Source organism: Streptomyces sp. NPDC035033 (assembly GCF_040636735.1).
GTDB lineage: Bacteria > Actinomycetota > Actinomycetes > Streptomycetales > Streptomycetaceae > Streptomyces.
Map to the genome: position 1 here is coordinate 38013 of NZ_JBEZUZ010000008.1, position 18424 is coordinate 56436.

The following is an 18424-nucleotide window of genomic DNA, read 5'->3' on the forward strand; positions in this document are numbered from 1 at the left end:
CAGGCACATGGACAGCGAGAGCAGGAGCAGGACCGGGCACGTCACGCGCAAGACCGTGCTGCGGGCGGCGCTCGCGGCCGGCATGGCCGCGCCGGCCGTGCTCATGGGCGTCCCGGCGCTCGCCCGGACGCTGAGCGGGAGCGAGGCGGCCCTCGACCTCACCCCGGAGTGCGACGACGGCGACGACCTGACCGTGCCGCAGATGGAAGGGCCGTACTTCAAGCCCAACTCCCCGCTGCGGAGCGCCATGAAGGACGGACCGGGGACGCCGCTGACCGTCAGCGGCTACGTGTTCGGACGGGCCTGCCGGCCGGTGTCCGGCGTGCTGCTCGACTTCTGGCAGGCCGACACCAACGGGGCGTACGACAACACCGGGTTCAGGTTCCGGGGGCACCAGTTCACCGGTGCCGACGGGTCGTTCGAGCTCACCACGATCGTCCCCGGGCTCTACCCGGGCCGCACCCGGCACCTCCACGTCAAGGTGCAGGCGCCCGGGCGGCCGATCCTCACCACCCAGCTGTACTTCCCGAACGAGCCCCGCAACAACACCGACAGCATCTTCGACCCGCGGCTGCTCATGACCGTCCGGGACGCCGGCGGGGCCCGCGAGGCCGCGTTCGACTTCGTCATCGACGTACCGCAGGGCCCGGGCCCGACGCCGACCCCGACCGGCACGCCGACGACCGCCCCGCCCGGCGGCACCTGGACCGCCGGACGGGCGTACGCGGCCGGGGACCGGGTCACGTACGGCGGCGTGGGCTACGTCTGTCTCCAGGCCCACACCGCCATGGCCGGCTGGGAGCCGCCGAACGTGCCCGCCCTCTGGCGGGTCGGCTAGGGCTCAGGCCGACGGGACGATCCGGCCCCGGACCTCGCCCAGGCCCACTCGGGTGCCGTCCGGGCCGGGCGCCCACGCGGTCAGCACGACCTCGTCGCCGTCCTCCAGGAACGTCCGCTTGCCGCCCGCGAGTTCGATCGCGTCCCGGCCGTTCCAGGTCAGCTCCAGGAGCGAGCCGCGCTGGTTCACCTCGGGGCCGGAGACCGTGCCGGAGCCGTACAGGTCGCCGGTGCGCAGCGAGGCGCCGTTCACCGTCATGTGGGCGAGCTGCTGCGCGGCCGTCCAGTACATGGTGGAGAACGGCGGCTCCGCCACGACCTCGCCGTTGATCTCCACGGAGATCCGCACGTCGTAGCCGCCCGGCTCCTCCTCCGCCGTGTCGTCCAGGTACGGCAGGAGGGGGAGGTCCCGGGCCGGCGGCGCGGTGCGGGCTGCGTCCAGGGCCTCCAGGGGCGTCACCCAGGCCGACACCGAGGTCTGGAAGGACTTGCCGAGGAAGGGGCCCAGCGGCACGTACTCCCACGCCTGCACGTCCCGCGCCGACCAGTCGTTCAGCAGCGTCAGGCCGAAGACGTGGTCCCGGAAGGCGGAGAGCGGGACCGGGCGGCCCAGCTCCGACGGGGTGCCGACGAGGAAGCCGACCTCCGCCTCGATGTCCAGCTTCACCGACGGGCCGAAGACCGGCGCCGCGTCGGCGGGCGCCTTCCGCTGGCCCGAGGGGCGCACCACGTCCGTGCCGGAGACCACGACCGTGCCCGCCCGGCCGTGGTAACCGATCGGCAGGTGCTTCCAGTTGGGCGTCAGCGGCTCGCCGTCCGGGCGGAAGATGCGGCCCACGTTGGTGGCGTGGTGCTCGCTCGCGTAGAAGTCCACGTAGTCCGCGACCTCGTACGGCAGGTGCAGCGTCACCGCGTCCAGCGGGTGCAGCAGCGGCTCGATCTCCGGGCGGTGCGCCGGGACCGTCACCCAGGCCGTCAGCGCCCGGCGGACGTCCCGCCAGGCGGTCCGCCCGGCCGCGAGCAGCGCGCCGAGGTCCGGCCGGTCGAGGAGGGAGGCGTACGGGGAGCCGAGCGCGTGCGCCGCGGCCCCCGCGTCCAGCACGTACCCGCCGATCCGGACGCCGAGCCGGCGGCGGCCCGGCTCGTCGCTCGTGGAGAAGACGCCGTACGGGAGGTTGTGCGGGCCGAAGGGGTCGCCCTCGGCCAGGTCGAGCGGGCTGTGCTCGGACATCGGTGCGTGCCTCGCTTTCGATGATGGGTGAGGGACACGTTACGGGGCGGGCCGCCGGGCGAGGATGACATGGATCACAGAGAAACCGGGGCCTAAGAGAGCAACTGCCCCGGTTCGCGGGGTTTGTTCGGGCGGTGGCGGGGGCGACCCGTCCGAGCTGGGGAAACGTCCCTGTCGCGGGCCCCGGTCGGGCCATACGATCACGGTGGTGCCGCCCCCGCGTGAGGAGTCCGCGGGCGCGCACCCCCTCACGCTTCCCTGACCAGGAAAAGGCCCCCACGTGAAGATCCGCCGCATTCTCGCGACCGCCGTCGCCGCCGCCGTCACCGCGCCGGTCGTCCTCCTCTCCGCCGGGCCCGCCTTCGCGGAGACCCCGAAGCCGGCGTCGAGCACGACCGTCCCGGACGCCCCCTCCCGCGAGGAGCTGGAGGAGGCCGTCGCCCGGGCGCAGGCGAAGGTCGACGAGCTGCAGCGGCAGCGGGACGCCGTCGAGGCCGAGCTGAAGAAGTGGGACACGGACCCGGCCGCGATCGTCGACCCCGCCCTCATCGAGGCGCGCACCGCCGCCGAGGAGGCCGTGGAGAAGGCCGAGGCCGACAAGGCCGCCGCCGACGAGGCGCTGACCGCCGCGGAGGAGAGGCTCGCGGCGGCCGCCCCCGAGGAGAAGGAGGCGGCCGAGAAGGCCGTCGAGGAGGCGAGGAAGGCCGTCGAGGACGCCCAGGGCGTCCTCGACGCCAAGGAGGCCGAGCTGGAGACGGCCCGGCAGAACGCCATCACCGGTTTCATCGAGTTCGTGAAGCGCGAGCTGAACCCGGTCGTCGCGAAGCTGGAGGCGGCCCAGGAGGAGCTCGCCGAGGCCCAGGAGGCCCTGGCGAACCACGAGGAGCCGAAGCCGGGCGACGGCGAGGAAGACGGGGAAGACGGGGAAGAGGGCGAGGAGGAAGGCGGGGAAGAGGTGACCGAGTGCGACGCGGACACCCTCGCCGTCGCCCTCACCGGCCCCCGCTCCGTCGCCGCCGGCGCCAGCGCCGTCTTCTCGATGAAGGTGGAGAACACCTCCGACCGGAAGCTGGACGACGTGAGCGCGTCCGTCTTCGCCGGCGTCGTCCCCAACTCCGCGAAGGACCTGGAGGAGCTGGACGACGACTACGAGCAGTTCATCCGGTACACCACGGTCGAGTGGTCCTCCGACGCGCAGCCGCGGTGGACGAAGCTCCGCCTGGCCGAGTTCGACGACGCCGAGCTCGGCGCCCTCGCCGAGGGCGCCGAGGCCGACGTCAAGCTGCGGCTGACCGTCGCGGAGGACGCGCCCCTCGGTGCCGGCGTCCTCACCGTCTCCGCCCAGTACGACAACACGGACGGCGACTGCGGCTACACCGAGGACGAGGACGCGTACTTCGACGTCGTCGCGGCGGACTCCGGTGCCGAGCCGACGCCGTCCCCGTCCCCGTCGTCCGCCACGCCCGCCCCGGCGGCCGCCACGGGCAACGGGAACACCACCCAGCAGGGCGGCTCCTCGGCCACCCCGGTGAACAGCGGCGGCCAGCTCGCCGCGACCGGCTCCGGCGACGCCCTGCCGCAGCTCGCGGCGGCGGCCGGCGCGGCCGTCGTGCTCGGCGCCGGCGCGCTGGTCGTCGCCCGCCGCCGCAAGGCGAACGCCTGAGCGACCCCGTGATCCCCCGTACGGCCCGGGCCCGACCCGCCGTGCGGGGGATCCGCCCGCCCCCGGTCCTCCCCGGCACGGGGTGCGACACGCCGGTTCCCCGGAGGCGACCGGGTCACCCGTCCGGGTGGGGACCGGAAGGGTGAGGAAGGGCGGGGGGACCGCGCGGACGGCCGGACCGATCGCCGCTCAGAACAAGGGGCGCACTTCGTGACGTATCGGCTGATCGCGAACATACCGGGGGTGACGGGAAGGCGCCCACGGTGATCGAAACGTGACCGGATACGCTGGCGTGAGTGAATCCCGGCGACACATCGACAATCCGTGTGACCACGAACACCGTGTGATCACCACCCCAGCCGTGTGATCGTCGGCATGTGTTCGTCAGCAGGCGTCAGCAGACAGGAGACCCCCTCGTGACCGTCGTCGGGCCGTTCGGTCTTAGCGTGCGGGACCAGGCTCTTGAGGCCGATGTCCAGACGGGGTTGGCGGCCGTCGAGGCCGGCCTCCTCGACGCCACCAAGAGCGATGTCCCCTTCATCACCGAGGCCGCGCAGCACCTGGTGCTCGCCGGCGGCAAGCGGTTCCGCCCGCTGCTCGTGATGCTCGCCGCCCAGTTCGGCGACCCCTACGCGCCCGGCGTGGTGCCGGCGGCCGTCGTCGTGGAGCTCACCCACCTGGCCACGCTCTACCACGACGACGTCATGGACGAGGCGGCCGTGCGCCGGGGCGTGCCCAGCGCCAACAGCCGCTGGGGCAACTCGCTCGCCGTCCTGACGGGCGACTTCCTCTTCGCCCGCGCCTCGCACACCCTCGCCGACCTCGGCCCCGAGGCCGTCCGGATCCAGGCCGAGGCGTTCGAGCGGCTCGTCACCGGCCAGATCCTGGAGACCGCCGGTCCGATGGACGGCCGCGACCCCGTCGACCACTACCTCGACGTCCTCGGCGGCAAGACCGGCTCCCTCGTCGCCGTCTCCTGCCGCTTCGGCGCCATGATGTCCGGCGCCGACGAGTCCGTCGTCGACATCCTCACCCAGTACGGCGAGCGGCTCGGGGTCGCCTTCCAGCTCGCCGACGACGTCCTCGACATCGCCTCCGAGGGCCACGAGTCCGGCAAGACCCCCGGCACCGACCTCCGCGAGGGCGTCCCCACCCTCCCGGTCCTCCGCCTGCGGGCCGCCGCGGCCGCCCACGGCCGCCCCGAGGACCTGGAGCTCGTCGCCCTGATCGACGGCGACCTCACCGACGACGCCCGGCACGCCGAGGCGCTGCGCCGGCTCCGCGTCCACCCCGCCCTGGAGCAGGCCCGCCGGGACACCGTGCGGTACGCGGAGGAGGCCAGGGCCATGCTGGCGCCGCTGCCGGACGGCTACGCGAAGGCGGCCCTCCAGGAGCTGTGCGACGCGGTGGTGCACCGGGCGGGCTGACCCCTTCCTTCCGGGGGTACGTCCCTAGGGGCGGGTCATCCCGCAGGCGTACGCGAGGTTGATCCCGGGGGCTGACGATTCCGCGGCGCCGTCCTGGTGAGATGGAGACATCGCACGGGAAGTCCACAGGGGCACGGAGGGATCACAGACCATGGCAGCACAGCGAAAGACGAGCCGGTACGTCGTCCCGGTCGCGGTGGCCGGCGTCGCCGCCGCGACCATCGGACTGGTCCCGGCGCTCGCCGCGTCCGGCGACCCGGACCTGCCGGAGATCACGGCCCGGCAGCTCATCGAGAAGATCGCGGCCTCGGACACCCAGACCCTCTCCGGCACCTTCAAGATCTCCACCGACCTGGGGCTGCCGGCCTTCGACGGCCTGCTGGGCGGGATCGCGGGCGGCGCCGCCGAGGGCGAGGGCACCGCCGACCCGTCCGCCCAGCTCACCAAGCTGGTCTCCGGCACCCACACCCTGAAGATCGCCGCCGACGGCCCCGAGCGCCAGAAGCTGACGCTGCTCGACGGCGAGGAGCGGTACAGCCTCGTCCACAACGGCGACGAGGTGTGGGCGTACGACTCCCGCTCGAACGAGGTCTTCCACGAGAAGGGCGTCGAGGAGGCCGGCCGGGCCCCCGAGCAGGAGCTCCCGGTCTCCCCGAAGGAGCTCGCCGACGAGGTCCTGAAGGCCGCCGGCGACACCACCTCGATCACGGTCGGCGGCACGGCGAACGTCGCGGGCCGCGACGCGTACCGCCTGGTGGTCGAGCCGAAGCAGCAGGGCTCCACGGTCGACGCGATCACCATCGCGGTCGACGCGGCCACCGGCACCCCGCTGAAGTTCACCCTCGACTCCACGAGCGGCGGCAAGCCGGTCGTCGACGCGGGCTTCACCAAGGTCGACTTCGGGAAGCCGGCCGCCTCGGAGTTCGACTTCACCGTCCCGGAGGGCGCGAAGGTCACCGAGGGCGACGCGGCCGGGAAGGCGCTGGAGAAGGAGCACGGCAAGGCTCCCGAGGACCTGGAGAAGGCCCTCGGCGACCTCGGCCTCGGCGGCCTCGGGGAGCCCGGGAAGAACGGGGCGGACGGCCCCGAGGTCATCGGCGAGGGCTGGACGGCCGTCGCCCGCTTCGACACCGGCGCGCCGGCCCCGAAGACGGGGGAGGCGCCGAAGGAGGTCCAGGGCTTCCTGGACTCGCTCGGCGACGGGGTGAGCGGGAAGTTCGGCTCCGGCACCGTCTTCAAGACCAAGGTCGTCAACGTCCTGATGACGGACGACGGCAAGGTCTACGCCGGCGCGGTGACGCCGCAGAAGCTCGTGGACGTGGCGAACTCCGCCAAGAAGTAGCGGAGTTGGCGCCCGGGTGGGACGGGGAGAAGGTCACCGTCCCACCCGGGTGGTCGGTGCGGACCCTTACGGGAACGTCAGCTTGACGCTGTTGATGTAGCCGGTGTCGACGGACGCCTTGTCCTGGACGCGGAGCTTCCAGGCGCCGTTGGCGACCTCGGCGGAGGCGTTCACGGTGTAGGTCTGCCGGATGTTGTCGGCGCTGCCGCCGGAGCGGTTGTGCAGGTTGTAGACCGTGCCGTCGGGGGCGACGAGGTCGACGACCAGGTCGCCGATGTAGGTGTGGACGATGTCCACGCCGACGGCGAGGTTGCCCGGCGCGTTGCCGGTGACGCCGGTGACGTCGACCGTGGAGGTCACCGCGGCGCCGTTGTCCGGGACGGAGACGTCGGCGTCGTTGGTGAAGACCTTGCCGGTGGGCGGGGTGCCGGCGCCCGACAGGCTCCAGATCGCGTGGGCGATGGCGTCGCTGTTGCGGTCCAGGGCCGTGTCGTTGATGTTCGCGGTGGTGTCGCAGGAGGAGTGGTAGCAGCGGTCGAAGGCCGTGGCCGTACCGCCCCACTTGGAGACCTGGGCGCTGGTCTTGACCCGGCTGGCGCCGGTGAAGAGCCCGCCGACCGGGATGCCGACGTTCTTGAAGGAGGCGTGGTCGGAGCGCCCGTCGCCCTCGGTCTCGATCTCGGTCGGGACGCCGATGCCGGCGAAGTAGTTCTTGAAGGTCTGCTCGATCGCCGGGTCGTCGTCGTAGACGAAGTAGCCCGGGTTCGGCGAGCCGATCATGTCGAAGTTGAGGTAGCCGGCGAGCTTCGCGCGCTCGGTGGTGGCGAGGTTGTTCACGTAGTACTTGGAGCCGACGAGGCCCAGCTCCTCCGCGCCCCACCAGCCGAACCGCAGGTGCTTGGAGGGCTGGTAGCCGGAGCGGGCGACGGCGAGCGCGGTCTCCAGGATCGCGGCCGAGCCGGAGCCGTTGTCGTTGATGCCCGGGCCCGAGGAGACCGAGTCGAGGTGCGAGCCGGCCATGAGGACCTGGTTCGGGTCGCCGCCCGGCCAGTCGGCTATCAGGTTGTAGCCGGTGGTGCCGTTGTACGTGAACTGCTGGATCGTCGTGGTGTAGCCGACCGCGTCCAGCTTGGCCTTCACGAAGTCGATGGACGCCTTGTACCCGGCCCGCCCGTGCGCCCGGTTCCCGCCGTTGGCGGTGGCGATGGACTGGAGGTCGGTCAGGTGCTGCTTGACGTTGGCGACCGGGATGTCCGGTGCGGCGGTGGCGCCGGCGGGCGCGGCGCTCGCCGGTACGGCCCCGGCGAGCGCGCCGAGGACGAGGGCCGAGGAACCGGCCAGGGCGGAGAGTCTCGCGGAGAGTTTCATGTGGGGGCTCCGGATTCCGAACGGGGATGGGACGGAACGTGCGAGCGCCTCGCGCCGTGGGTGACGCGAGGCGTTGGAGCTGTGCGAGTGGTGCCCGCGGGGGTGGTGGAGGGGGATCCCCGCGGTGTCCGTGCGTGTGCTGAATGCTCAGCTGCATGACGATGTCCCGTCAAGACCTCAATCCGGTCAGGACGGTTCGCTCAGCGGACACCGCCCCCGGCCGGTCCGGCCCGTACGCTGTCCGGCATGGCATGCCGCATCAGTGAGCTGGTCCTCGAATGCGCCGATCCGGAACGGCTCGCCGTGTTCTGGGGAGAGGTCCTCGGGTACGTCGAGGTCGGGCGGGAGGCGGACGGGAGCATCGAGATCGGGCCGCCGGGGACCGGCTTCGGGGGCCCGCTGCCGACCCTCGTCCTCAGCCCGAACAGCGGGCCGCGGAACGGGTGGCGGCGGCTGCACATCGACGTCAGCGCGACCGACCGGGACCAGGACGCCGAGCTGGAGCGGCTGCTCGCGCTCGGCGCGCGGCCGGCGGACGTCGGGCAGACGGGCGAGGAGGACTGGCACGTCCTCGCGGACCCGGAGGGCAACGAGTTCTGCCTCCTGCGGCGCCGCGTCGATCCCGTCTGAACTCCCGTCCGCCAGACCCCTGTTCGTGGCCGTCCGGCGCCGAGTGCGGCCCCGGGACTACGTCTTCGGTACCGGGCCGGACGGGACCGCGGGCCGATCCGGCGGGGGCGCGGGCGGGGATAGCTTCGCCGCATGCGAATCGGACTGCTTGGCACCGGAAACGTCGCCCGCGCACTGGCCCACGGCTGGAAGGGGGCGGGACACGACGTCCTCCTCGGCTCGCGCCGGCCCGGGGAGCGGACGGACCTCGGCCTTCCCGTGGCGGGGCTGGAGGAGACGGCCGCCCACGCGGAGGTGCTCGTCAACGCGACCCCCGGCGACGTCTCCGTGGAACTGCTGCGTTCCCTCGGCGCGGAGGCCCTGGCCGGCACCCTCCTCATCGACGTCGGGGTCGGCCTCTCCGACGACTACACCCGGCTCTCCCACCCCAACAGCAGCCTGGGCGAACAGATCCAGGCGGCCTTCCCCCGGACCCCCGTCGTCAAGACGCTGTGCACCATGGACTCCACCGCGATGACCGCCCCGGACGAGCTCGACGGCCCGAGCACCGTCTTCCTCTCCGGCGACGACGCCGAGGCCAAGCGGACCACCGGGCGACTGCTCGCCGACCTCGGCTGGCCGCCCTCGTCCCAGCTGGACATCGGCGACATCACCACCGCCCGGGGGCAGGAGCACTTCGCCTTCCTCTTCATGGGCATCGCGGGCGGCCTGGGCGCCCACACCTTCAACATCAAGGTGGTGCCCCGGAAGTCCTAGAGCCTGCCGCCCCGGCACGTCCGGGGCGCGCGGGCGGGCGCGGTCACGCCCCGGCCTTCTTCATCAGCTCCACCAGGGAGGAGAAGCTGTCGGCGGCGTGGCCGGCGTCCATGCCGCGGCGGAAGAGCTCGACGACGGCGGCCGGGAGGGCGGTGTCGACGCCCGCGTCGGCGTTGGTGTGCAGGACGTGCTCGACGCTGGCCGTGCCCATGGCGAGGCGGTCCACGTCGCCGACGTGCTGTCCGGCGTCGATGCGCTCGGCGTAGAAGGCGAAGAAGCCGGGCAGCGACTGCGCGGTCTCCACGGCGTGCGGCAGGATGTCCGCCGCCTTCAGGCCGTTGGCGTCGGCGAGGGCGACGGCCTGCCAGTAGCTCAGCATGGAGGTCCAGAACATGACCATGCCGATCTGGTACATGAGCGCGGCGAGGCCGGGGTCCTCCCCGCGGTGGTCGGTCCGCCCCGTGATGACCTCCAGCGCGGACCGGTGCTGGTCGAAGACCTCGCGCGGGCCGCTGTAGAAGGTCGACGACTCGGCCCGGCCGATCCCGGAGGGCGGTACGGTGACGCCGCCGGTCAGCTGGACGGCGCCCCGCTCGGCCGCCCAGCGGGCCGCGGCCCGCGCCCTCTCGGGCGTGTCCGAGCTGAGGTTGACCAGGACCCGGCCGTCCAGTGCGCCCTCGGCGGGCTCCAGCGTGGCGTACACGGCCTCGTAGTCGGTGAGGCTGAGGACCACCAGCTCGTTGGCGGCGAGGGCCTCCCGCACGCCCGGCGCGAGCACCGCCCCGCGGGCGACCAGCTCGTCGGCGCGGGAGGCGGTGCGGTTCCAGACGGTGACGGCGTACCCGCGGTCGAGGAAGGCGCCGGCCATGGCCTGTCCCATGGGGCCGAGACCGATGACGGTGACCGACTGCGTGGTGCTGCTCATGACGGGATCTCCATTCCTCGCTAAAACGAGCGCTCTATTCAGTGCGCGGTGAGAACGTACCACAGCTCTAGAACGAGCGCTCTACCCAATCGGTCGGTACGGTGTCCCCATGCAGACCAGCACTCGGGACCGGATCGTCGTCGCCGCCGCACGCCTCCTCCAGCGGCAGGGCTACGTCGGTACGGGAATCAAGCAGATCGCCCAGGAGGCGCAGGCCACCCTCGGCTCCGTCTACCACTTCTTCCCCGGCGGCAAGGAGGCCGTCGCCGTCGCCGCGATCAAGCACAGCGGCGAGGAGTTCGCCACGCTCCTGCGGGAGTCGCTGGACGGCGAGGACGACCCGGCGGAGGCGGTGACGGCCTGCGCCCGCCGGCTCGCCGACGAACTGCGGGAGTCGGGCTGGATCGACGGCTGCCCGGTCACGGCGGCGGCCCTGGAGACGCTCGGCACCGACTCGGAGATCCAGCGGGTCTGCGCCGCCGCGCTGAACGACTGGGAGGGGCTCGTCCGCGACAAGCTGCTGCGCGGCGGCTTCCCCGCCCAGGACGCCCGCGAACTGGCCGGCACCGTCATCTCCGCCCTGGAGGGCGCCGAGGTCACCGCCCAGGTCAACCGCAGCCAGGAACCCCTCCTGGCCGCGGGCCGCCAACTCGCCCGCCTCGTCCGCTCGTACGGCGACTAGCCGGCACGGGAGCCGACCGGTACGGGTGCGGGCTCCGGCCGCCGGCGGCGGCCGCGGAAGCGGTGGCCGGGGCCGGGGCGCCACCGGCCCGCGGACCGCGCCCGTCCTCCCCGGGAACCGCGTGGCGGGCGGCTTCGGCGACATGAACGGCGACCGCAAGGCGGACGTCCTCGTCCGCGACACGGCCGGACGCCTGTGGTTCATGCCCGGCGACGGCACCGGCCGCATGGTCGGCTCCGGCGGCTGGAACGCCAAGTCGGCCCTCATCGCCAACGGCGACTGGTCCGGCGACGGCCGGCCGGACCTCCTCACGACGGAGGAGCCCGACGCGCTGGTCCAGTACCAGGGCACGGGCACGGGCGGCCTCAGGGCGGGCGAGATGACCACCGGCACCTGGTGGTTCCTCAACGGCGCCTTCTGAGCCCCGCGAGCGCCGCACCCACGAGGGCTCCCGCCTCCGGGCGGGAGCCCTCACGCGTGTCCGGCGCGCCCCGGAGGGCACGGCCGAGGCGTCAGTCGACCGAGAGGAGGTCGACCACGAAGACCAGGGTCTCGCCCGCCCCGATGGCCGGCGACGGCGAGCGGTCGCCGTAGGCCAGGTGGGGCGGGATGACCAGCTTCCGGCGGCCGCCGACCTTCATGCCCTTCACGCCCATGTCCCAGCCCTTGATGACCTGTCCCCCGCCCAGGGTGAAGGCGAAGGGCTCGCCGCGGTTCCACGAGGCGTCGAACTCCTGGCCGGTGGAGAAGGCCACCCCCGCGTAGTGGACCGACACCGTGGACCCCTTGACCGCCTCGGCCCCGTCGCCCACCACCACGTCCTCGACGTGCAGATAGGGGGACGGCCGGCCCTGGGGGACGTCGATCTCCGGTCGTTCGAGGGCCATCGCCCGCTCCTCGCTCTCGTCGCCGCCCGACCCGCTGCCGGCCGGCACTGTCCGAGCGATCACTCTCGCACGCCGCCCCCGGGAGCGTGACGGCACCACCGCCCCGAGCCCCCCGGCGCGCCGACCGGTCAGAGGTGCGCGTCGAGGAGCGCCCGCACCTCGGCGGAGGTCATCGGCCCCGTGCCGTGCGCCACCGCCTCCCCGTCCCGCAGCAGGACGACGGACGGGGCGCCGGTGACCCCGTGGCGCTTGGTCGCGGCGGGGCAGCGCGCGATGTCGGCGCGGAGGACCGTGAGGCGGTCCGCGTACGCGTCGGCGACGGCGGCCACGACGGGATCCATGGCCCGGCAGGGCTCGACCGCCTTGGGCCAGGTGCCGACGAAGTAGGCGAGGACCGGCCCTTCGCTCCTCCCGAGGACGAAATCGAACTCCGCGTCCTCGCGCGGCTGGTGCACCCGCTTCGCCATGAGAACTCCCCTCTGTACGCGCCGCCGTTCCCTCCCATCATCCCCCGCGCCCCCCGCCCCGCCCGCCTCCCTCCACGACGGGGGCGAGCCGGGGAGCGCCCCTGCGTACGATCGGTTCATGAACCCGGTGCCGGTACCGGTACCGGCGTCCCCGCCCCGTCCCGACCGGAGGTCGTCCCGGTGTCTTCCGCACGGGTGCTCGTCGCCGCCCCCTCGGCCCTGCTGGTGCTCGCCCTGGCCGGTTGCTCTCCGCTCTGGAGCTGCACCGACACGACGGCGAAGCGCGGTGAGGCCGGCGTCGAGGTGCGGATCGAGGACGCGGCCGGGCAGCGTCTCGGCGCCACCGCCGAAGTCCTCGACTGGCGCCTCGAACCCCACCCGCAGGTGCCCGCCGAGGGCGACCGGGTGCACTTCCGCTACCGCTTCACCGGCACCGACGAGACGTCGGGCCCCGCGGTGGAAGCCTGCGCGGTCGACGAGGAGCGGGTGGTGCTGGGGTGCCGGACGGTCTACTCGTCCCAGGCGTTCGGGCCGGACGGCCCCCTCACGGGCGACGACTGGCTCGCCGTCGAGCAACCGGAGCGGGTCGCCGGAGTGCTCCTGATCCCCAACGACCAGTCCTACCACGGACGGAGCTGCGCGCAGGACGTCAAGGACGGCGGCGGCCCGCATCCCCCGGCACCGGCCGAGGTGGGGGAGCGGCTGTGACCGGTCGTCCAGGCCGCCGCGCCGGTCCGGGAGCCACGGCGGAGGTCCGGTTCCGCCGGGGGGCCTGGTGCGGGGCGGGGAGCGGCGGCCGGGCGTGGCCCCCGCCGAGGGGTCGGCGGGGGCCGCGGGCTCACTTCAGGTGACGGGCGAAGAACAGGGCCGCCGTGTCGCCCGCGAACCGGGAGACTCCGGTGTGCCCGCCGAGGCCGGCGTGCAGGGACTTCTCCTCGGAGCCGAAGGCGTCGAACAGGTCCAGGGCCGCCTGCCGGTCGTTCCCCTCGTCGTCCCACTGGAGCAGGACGTGCAGCGGGATGGTGACCCGCCGGGCCTCCTCGACCACGGCGCGGGGCACGAAGCTGCCGGCGAACAGAACGGCGGCCGAGAGGCGCGGTTCGACCGCCGCCAGCCGGATGCCGAGGGAGATCACTCCGCCCGAGTACCCGACCGGGCCGCCGATCTCGGGCAGGGCGAGGAGGGCGTCCAGGGCGGCCCGCCACTCCGGGACGGCCTTCTCCACCAGTGGGAGGACGAGGGCGTCGACGATCTCGTCGCCGACCGGTTCGCCGGCCTGTACGGCCCGGCGCAGGGCGGCGCGGGCCCGCTCGGCGCGGGCCTGCTCGGCGGCGGGCGGGCGGGGCCGGTCGCCGGCGCCGGGGAGTTCGACGGTCGCCGCGGCGAAGCCGTCCGCCGCGGCCTGCCGGGCCCGGTCCACCAGACGGGGGTACATGGCGCGCAGCCCCAGGGGAGGGTGGCCGAGCAGGATGAGCGGGGCCGGCGCGGAGGCGGACGCCGACGCGGGGGTCCACAGGAGGCCGGGGACCTCCCCGAGGAGGAACGCGCGCTCGCGGACGCCGTCGGAGAGGTGCTGTTCGGAGGTGACCTTCATGGTCGTGCCTTTCGGGAGTGCACAGGAACGGCGCTCCCGGACGACCTGTCTAGCGTCCGACCGTGACCCCTGAGGGGAGCACCCATGTCGATACTGCGTTCACGGGTACCACCTCCTCGGTCTCTCGCACGGCCTCCGCAAACGTAGCACCGATCGCTCCCGCCGCCCCGCTCCGCGACCGGGGCGCGGCTCAGGGGCGGCCGGGGCGGTGCCGGGTGAAGGAGAGGTACGCGAAGCCCTCGCCCTCGCGGGGCGCCCGGGTCCAGGAGCGGGTGGTGAAGACGGGGAGTCTGGAGCGGGTCAGGGCCAGGCGGGGGAGCGAGAGGCCGAGCTCGGCGTGGAGGGCCTCCAGCAGGCGCAGTTCGCGGGCGGGTTCGGAGTCCTCGGGGCGGAACAGGAGCGCGGGGTCCAGGGCGGCGGGTATCGCGCCGGAGCGCTGGACGTCCGCGCCCCGGGCGGTGAACGCGTACAGCTCCTCGCCCCGCTCGGCCACCGACAGGTGGAAGGCGGCCGGGCGGTCGTCCGGGGACGAGTGCCTCGGTTCGCGCCACACCACCACGGCGCGGCCGGACGCGGAGGCGGCCGGGGCGGGGGAGGCGAACAGGTCGCTCAGGTAGTGGTGGGAGCCGTCGAAGGCGAAGGCCCACCCCTCGGCGGTGCGGCCGGCCGCGACCACCGGGCGGTCCTCCCAGAGTTCCACGCCCTCCCGCTCATGGGGTCGGGGCGCCCGCCGGCCCGCTTCGCGCGGATCCACGGGCGCGCTCAGGGCGGCGCCCTCCTCGCCGATCAGGGCGGGCAGGCGGGCCGGGTCGGCCCCCTCGACCCAGACGCAGCGGTATCCGTCCTCCGGCCGCCGGTTCGCCGTGGCCTCCGTCAGCCAGGCGAGGCCCGGCGGGTCGAGGTCGGGCACCGGCTCGGGGGCGGGTCCGGTCTCCCCGGAGCGCGGCGTCGCGAGGAGCTCCCGGCCGCGCTCCGGGGTGACCAGCGGGCCCAGGACCGGGTCGGCGAGCAGCCCGATCGGGACGATCAGCGAGGGATCGGGGGCCTCCCACCGGGGGAGCGCGTCCCGCAGGGTCCGCCACGCGGCGTCCGTCGCCCCCCAGCGGGCCGACTCCCGGGCCTCGGCGACGGCCCGGCCCCAGGCACCCGGGGGCGCGTAGCGGTGGGTGCCGTCCCGCAGCCCGGTCAGGACGGCTCCGGCGGTCTCCCGGTCGACCCCGCGGGCGGCCATCATCCCCAGCCAGTGGACGTCCCCGTCCTGCCGCCAGGTCTCGCCCGCCCGCCCCATGGCCTCCACCGGCAGGACCTCCGGCAGGCAGCGCGGGTCGGCCACCAGGGCGCCGTACCCCCAGGAGCCGTGGGAGCCGTGCCCCGCCGACACCTGCTGGAGCTGGTTCAGCAGGGCGCCGCTCCGCGGCCGCCCGAAGGACCGCGCCTCCTCCAGCAGGGGCAGCGCCTCCTCCCACCGCCCGCGCAGGGACAGCAGGCGGGCCTCCTCCACCCGGGCGTCCTGGGCGCGCGTGGTCGCGTTCGCGAAATCGGGCCGCCCCGCCCGGTCGCCGTGGAAACCGCGGTACATGGCCTCCATGTACGCGCGGAACGACGGATAACGGTCCGGGTACTCGCCGCTCCAGCCCTTGTAGACGTAGAGCGCCCACTCCCCGTCCTCGTCCGTGTCGCCCGGGTCGAGCAGGGCGTGCGACATGTCGGACTCCGTCTCCAGCCGCAGCGCCCGCCGCCACATCCCGGCGAGCAGCACCTCCGCCTCGCGCGGGTCGTCGCCCAGGTTCTCCTCGTACGACTCGCTCATGCCGTACATGTCCCCGAACCAGTCGATCTCCGCGACGCCCCCGAGCCGGTGGACGGCGGCCGTCTGCTCCACCCGCCATCCGTCGCTCACGGCCAGGAACTCCCGGTACGAGGGCGGCAGTCGCCGCCCCAGCCGCTCCTCGGCCGCGGCGATCGCCGCCTCGTCCGCGCCGGGCCGGCCCAGGGGGCCGGCGGCCGCGTCCCCGTCCCCGTCCCCGTCCGTTTCCCCGTCCCCGTACTCGTCCTCGTCCTCGCAGGGGATCCACTCCTCCTGCCAACGCCCGAGGAAGTCGTGCCAGTTGAAAGACTCGCTGCTCATGGACGCATGGTGGCACCCGGCACCGACAGCGGCGGCCGGGGCCGGGCCGCCGGTGCCGCTCTTCAGACAGCGGCCCGGAGGCTCCCGCGGGACCGCCGCCCGGCCACGATCCCCAGGACGGCCCCGGCCAGGACCAGGACGGCCCCGAGGGCCCCGGTCGTCGTGACCGCCGGCGGCAGGCCCTCCCGTACGCGGCCGAGGACCGCCGACGTCGCCACGCTGCCCGACCGCTCGTCGAGGAAGAAGCGCGAGTCGTTCGCGTTGGCCCGGTTGTCGCCCAGCAGGAACAGGCGGCCCTCCGGGACCCGCACGTCGTACGGCTCCAGGGACGAAGGGAGGCGCTCCTCCTTCACGTACGGCTCGTCGAGGGGTTCTCCGTTCACCGTGACCCGCTCCCCGTCGGAGACGACGTGGTCGCCGCCCGTCCCGACGACCCGCTGGAGGACCGGGGCGTTCCGGTAGCGCTCGGGGACGAGGACGAGGAGGACGTCGCCCCGGCGTATCCCGTCCGGGTCGACGTCGCTCTCGACGACCAGTTGCTCGCCCTGGCGGTACGTGGGCTCCATCGACTGGCCCATGACGATGACGCCCCGGTGGGTCACGAAGAAGAGCGCGACGGCGCTCACCACCAGGGCCACTCCGCCCAGCGCCGTCCCCCAGGCCGCGGCCTTCAGCCGCCCGCCCGCTCCCCGCTGCCGCATGAACGTTCCTTCCTCTTGCCGTCGCGCCGCCCGAGGGCCGGGCGGACCAGCAGAGGGTACGGGGCCCACCGGGGGCGTCAGGAGGGGAGGTTGCCGTCGCCGCCCATGTTGGCGACCATCCGGCGCAGGACGTCGACGGTGGTCGCGTACTCCTCCGGGTCGATGCCCTCGTGCACCCGCCGGTGCACGACCGCGTTGCGTTCCCGGGCCCGGAGGCGGCCGGCCTCGCCCTCCTCGGTCAGGGTCATGCGCCCCGCGGCCGCACCCCCCGTACCCTCCGCGTCCTCCGTGCTCCCCGCGTCCTCCGTCAGCCAGCCGCGGGCGACGAGGTCGTCGAAGACGGCGTCGAAGTCGGTCCTGGCGTCGTCCCACCGCGCCAGCCGCTCGACCAGTGCCGCACGGGTCCAGAACCCCGGCTTCCCGGCGACGTGGTTGAGGGTCCACCAGTGCGGCTGGGTGAGGCCCTCCACCGCCAGCTGCGCGCGCAGGGCGCCGACCACCAGCCGGCTCGCCATCCCGGTCCACGCCCCGACGGGCTGCGCGGCCAGCTCTTCCCGCGTGTACTCCTGGAGCGTCACGCCCATGTCTCTTCCTCTGCTCGTGGCTGACGGAACACGAGCACGCTAGGAGCTCAAGCTTGCTTGAGGTCAAGGGAGTCGAGCGGGGCCCGCGCACCGGTGCGGCCGGCCCTCGGGGCGTCGTCGCCGGTCCGGGCGGCGCCGCCGTCACGCCTCCCGGCCGTCGATCACGGCGGTCAGGCCGTCGAGGAGGGCCTTGAGGCCCAGCTCGAAGAGGGCGTCGAGGCGCAGGTCGTAGCCGTCCTCGAAGGAGCCGACCACCCGCGTGAAGGTCGGGAAGCGGCCGGACTCCGCCAGGGCCCGGAGGTCGGGGGCGCGGCTGTCCATCCACTGGTCCTCCGACTGGCCGGTGGCGGCCTCGGCCTGCGCCTCCCGCTCCAGGTGGACCGCCAGGCCCTGGACGTGGCTGTAGATCAGCACGTGGATGTCGAACAGCCGGGTGGGGGAGAGGCCGTGGCCGTCGAGGGCGCTCAGCATCCACTCGCCGTGCACGAGCAGGCGGGGGACGAGCAGCGGGCGGCTGAGGGAACCGAGCTGGGCCAGCCACGGGTGCCTCCGGTACAGCCGCCACATCGTCCGGGCGCCCAGCTCGACGCGGGCGCGCCAGTCCCCGGGGGCGTCCGCCGGGTAGGACTCCTCGCCGAAGGCCGCGTCGGCCATGTGCAGGACGAGCTCCTCCTTGCTCGGCACGTACCGGTAGGTCGACATCGGTGCCACGCCGAGCCGGGCCGCGACGCCCCGCATGGAGAGCGCGGAGAGCCCCTCGGCGTCGGCGATCTCGACGGCGGTGCGGACGATCCGGTCGAGGCTGAGCTCCTGGTCGGTAGGGGAGGAGGGGGAAGCGGGGGACGCGGGGGATGCGGGGGACGCGGGAGCGGAGGGGGCGATCCGGGCGGCCGGGGCCGAGGCCGCCGGGGCGGCGGGGGCGCCGGCGGGGGCGGTCCCGGCGACGACCGTGCCGATCCGGGGCCGGGCCTCGACCAGGCCCTCCAGGCGCAGGGTGGTCAGGGCCTTGGTGGCGGTGGCGAGGGCGACGCCCCAGTCCGCCGCGATCCGGCGGGTCGAGGGGACGCGGTCCCCGGGGGCGAGTTCGCCGTCCGCGATGCGCCGCCGGATCTCGCCGACGATCCGCAGGTAGGGCGGGACGCCCTCCTCGCGTGTGATCTGGGTCACGACCCCTCGCCTCCTCTTCCTGTACTAGGGCAGAG

The 18424-nt window shown here is 74.1% G+C and carries 19 protein-coding genes; 9 read left to right on the plus strand and 10 right to left on the minus strand.

Features of this window, described 5'->3' with window-relative positions; translation table 11 throughout:
* The first annotated feature begins 7 nt into the window (after positions 1-7).
* Positions 8-838 carry a carbohydrate-binding protein gene (locus tag AB0E83_RS05710; protein WP_362106388.1) on the plus strand — a complete coding sequence of 277 codons (831 nt, stop codon included), beginning with the start codon at positions 8-10 and terminating at the stop codon, positions 836-838.
* A gap of 3 nt (positions 839-841) precedes the next feature.
* Here the strand turns inward: AB0E83_RS05710 and fahA are convergent, their stop codons facing one another.
* Positions 842-2068 (minus strand): fumarylacetoacetase, encoded by a 1227-nt coding sequence (gene fahA / locus AB0E83_RS05715; RefSeq protein WP_362106391.1) that lies wholly within the window; start codon positions 2066-2068, stop codon positions 842-844.
* A gap of 280 nt (positions 2069-2348) precedes the next feature.
* On the opposite strand from fahA, the gene AB0E83_RS05720 reads away from it, so the two are divergent.
* The 3 genes from AB0E83_RS05720 to AB0E83_RS05730 all read left to right on the plus strand — a co-directional run bounded on the left by AB0E83_RS05720 (position 2349) and on the right by AB0E83_RS05730 (position 6500).
* Entirely contained in the window at positions 2349-3731 is a 1383-nt protein-coding gene (locus AB0E83_RS05720) for a hypothetical protein (RefSeq protein ID WP_362106394.1), read from the plus strand.
* A gap of 416 nt (positions 3732-4147) precedes the next feature.
* A complete protein-coding gene (locus tag AB0E83_RS05725; RefSeq protein WP_362106397.1) occupies positions 4148-5158 on the plus strand; it encodes a polyprenyl synthetase family protein in 1011 nt (336 codons plus the stop codon).
* A gap of 151 nt (positions 5159-5309) precedes the next feature.
* Positions 5310-6500, plus strand: coding sequence for a DUF2092 domain-containing protein (locus AB0E83_RS05730; protein ID WP_362106400.1), 1191 nt, complete (start codon positions 5310-5312; stop codon positions 6498-6500).
* Positions 6501-6566: 66 nt separating this feature from the next.
* Here AB0E83_RS05730 and AB0E83_RS05735 read toward each other — a convergent pair whose 3' ends face one another.
* Entirely contained in the window at positions 6567-7868 is a 1302-nt protein-coding gene (locus AB0E83_RS05735; protein ID WP_362106403.1) for a M28 family metallopeptidase, read from the minus strand.
* A 246-nt stretch (positions 7869-8114) separates the two neighbouring features.
* Between AB0E83_RS05735 and AB0E83_RS05740 the strand changes: the two genes are divergently transcribed.
* Both AB0E83_RS05740 and AB0E83_RS05745 read left to right on the plus strand, forming a co-directional pair.
* Entirely contained in the window at positions 8115-8498 is a 384-nt protein-coding gene (locus AB0E83_RS05740; protein ID WP_362106406.1) for a VOC family protein, read from the plus strand.
* A 132-nt stretch (positions 8499-8630) separates the two neighbouring features.
* Positions 8631-9254 carry an NAD(P)-binding domain-containing protein gene (locus tag AB0E83_RS05745; protein WP_362106409.1) on the plus strand — a complete coding sequence of 208 codons (624 nt, stop codon included), beginning with the start codon at positions 8631-8633 and terminating at the stop codon, positions 9252-9254.
* A gap of 43 nt (positions 9255-9297) precedes the next feature.
* Here the strand turns inward: AB0E83_RS05745 and AB0E83_RS05750 are convergent, their stop codons facing one another.
* Positions 9298-10179, minus strand: a complete 882-nt coding sequence (locus AB0E83_RS05750; RefSeq protein WP_362106411.1) for an NAD(P)-binding domain-containing protein — start codon at positions 10177-10179, stop codon at positions 9298-9300.
* A 109-nt stretch (positions 10180-10288) separates the two neighbouring features.
* Here AB0E83_RS05750 and AB0E83_RS05755 point away from each other — a divergent pair, with 109 nt between their 5' ends.
* Together AB0E83_RS05755 and AB0E83_RS05760 are read left to right on the plus strand one after the other, a co-directional pair.
* Positions 10289-10861 carry a TetR/AcrR family transcriptional regulator gene (locus tag AB0E83_RS05755; protein WP_362106414.1) on the plus strand — a complete coding sequence of 191 codons (573 nt, stop codon included), beginning with the start codon at positions 10289-10291 and terminating at the stop codon, positions 10859-10861.
* A gap of 121 nt (positions 10862-10982) precedes the next feature.
* Positions 10983-11282, plus strand: coding sequence for a VCBS repeat-containing protein (locus AB0E83_RS05760; protein WP_362106417.1), 300 nt, complete (start codon positions 10983-10985; stop codon positions 11280-11282).
* A 91-nt stretch (positions 11283-11373) separates the two neighbouring features.
* On the opposite strand, the gene AB0E83_RS05765 is transcribed toward AB0E83_RS05760, so the two are convergent.
* Entirely contained in the window at positions 11374-11748 is a 375-nt protein-coding gene (locus AB0E83_RS05765; RefSeq protein WP_362106420.1) for an FKBP-type peptidyl-prolyl cis-trans isomerase, read from the minus strand.
* Between the two features lie 128 nt (positions 11749-11876).
* Complete coding sequence (locus tag AB0E83_RS05770) at positions 11877-12215, minus strand: thioredoxin domain-containing protein (RefSeq protein ID WP_362106423.1); 339 nt, start codon at positions 12213-12215, stop codon at positions 11877-11879.
* Positions 12216-12395: 180 nt separating this feature from the next.
* Here AB0E83_RS05770 and AB0E83_RS05775 point away from each other — a divergent pair, with 180 nt between their 5' ends.
* Entirely contained in the window at positions 12396-12923 is a 528-nt protein-coding gene (locus AB0E83_RS05775) for a hypothetical protein (protein ID WP_362106426.1), read from the plus strand.
* 130 nt (positions 12924-13053) lie between these two features.
* Here AB0E83_RS05775 and AB0E83_RS05780 read toward each other — a convergent pair whose 3' ends face one another.
* The 5 genes from AB0E83_RS05780 to AB0E83_RS05800 form a co-directional block, all read right to left on the minus strand.
* The gene (locus AB0E83_RS05780) at positions 13054-13809 is read right to left on the minus strand and encodes an alpha/beta hydrolase (RefSeq protein WP_362106429.1); all 756 of its coding nucleotides are present in this window, start codon (positions 13807-13809) and stop codon (positions 13054-13056) included.
* 190 nt (positions 13810-13999) lie between these two features.
* A complete protein-coding gene (locus AB0E83_RS05785) occupies positions 14000-15937 on the minus strand; it encodes an SMI1/KNR4 family protein (RefSeq protein WP_362106431.1) in 1938 nt (645 codons plus the stop codon).
* A gap of 62 nt (positions 15938-15999) precedes the next feature.
* Positions 16000-16638, minus strand: a complete 639-nt coding sequence (gene lepB, locus AB0E83_RS05790) for a signal peptidase I (RefSeq protein WP_362106433.1) — start codon at positions 16636-16638, stop codon at positions 16000-16002.
* A gap of 77 nt (positions 16639-16715) precedes the next feature.
* The gene (locus AB0E83_RS05795; protein ID WP_362106436.1) at positions 16716-17222 is read right to left on the minus strand and encodes a MarR family transcriptional regulator; all 507 of its coding nucleotides are present in this window, start codon (positions 17220-17222) and stop codon (positions 16716-16718) included.
* A 141-nt stretch (positions 17223-17363) separates the two neighbouring features.
* A complete protein-coding gene (locus tag AB0E83_RS05800; RefSeq protein WP_362106439.1) occupies positions 17364-18389 on the minus strand; it encodes a TetR/AcrR family transcriptional regulator C-terminal domain-containing protein in 1026 nt (341 codons plus the stop codon).
* Between the last annotated feature and the right edge of the window lie 35 nt (positions 18390-18424).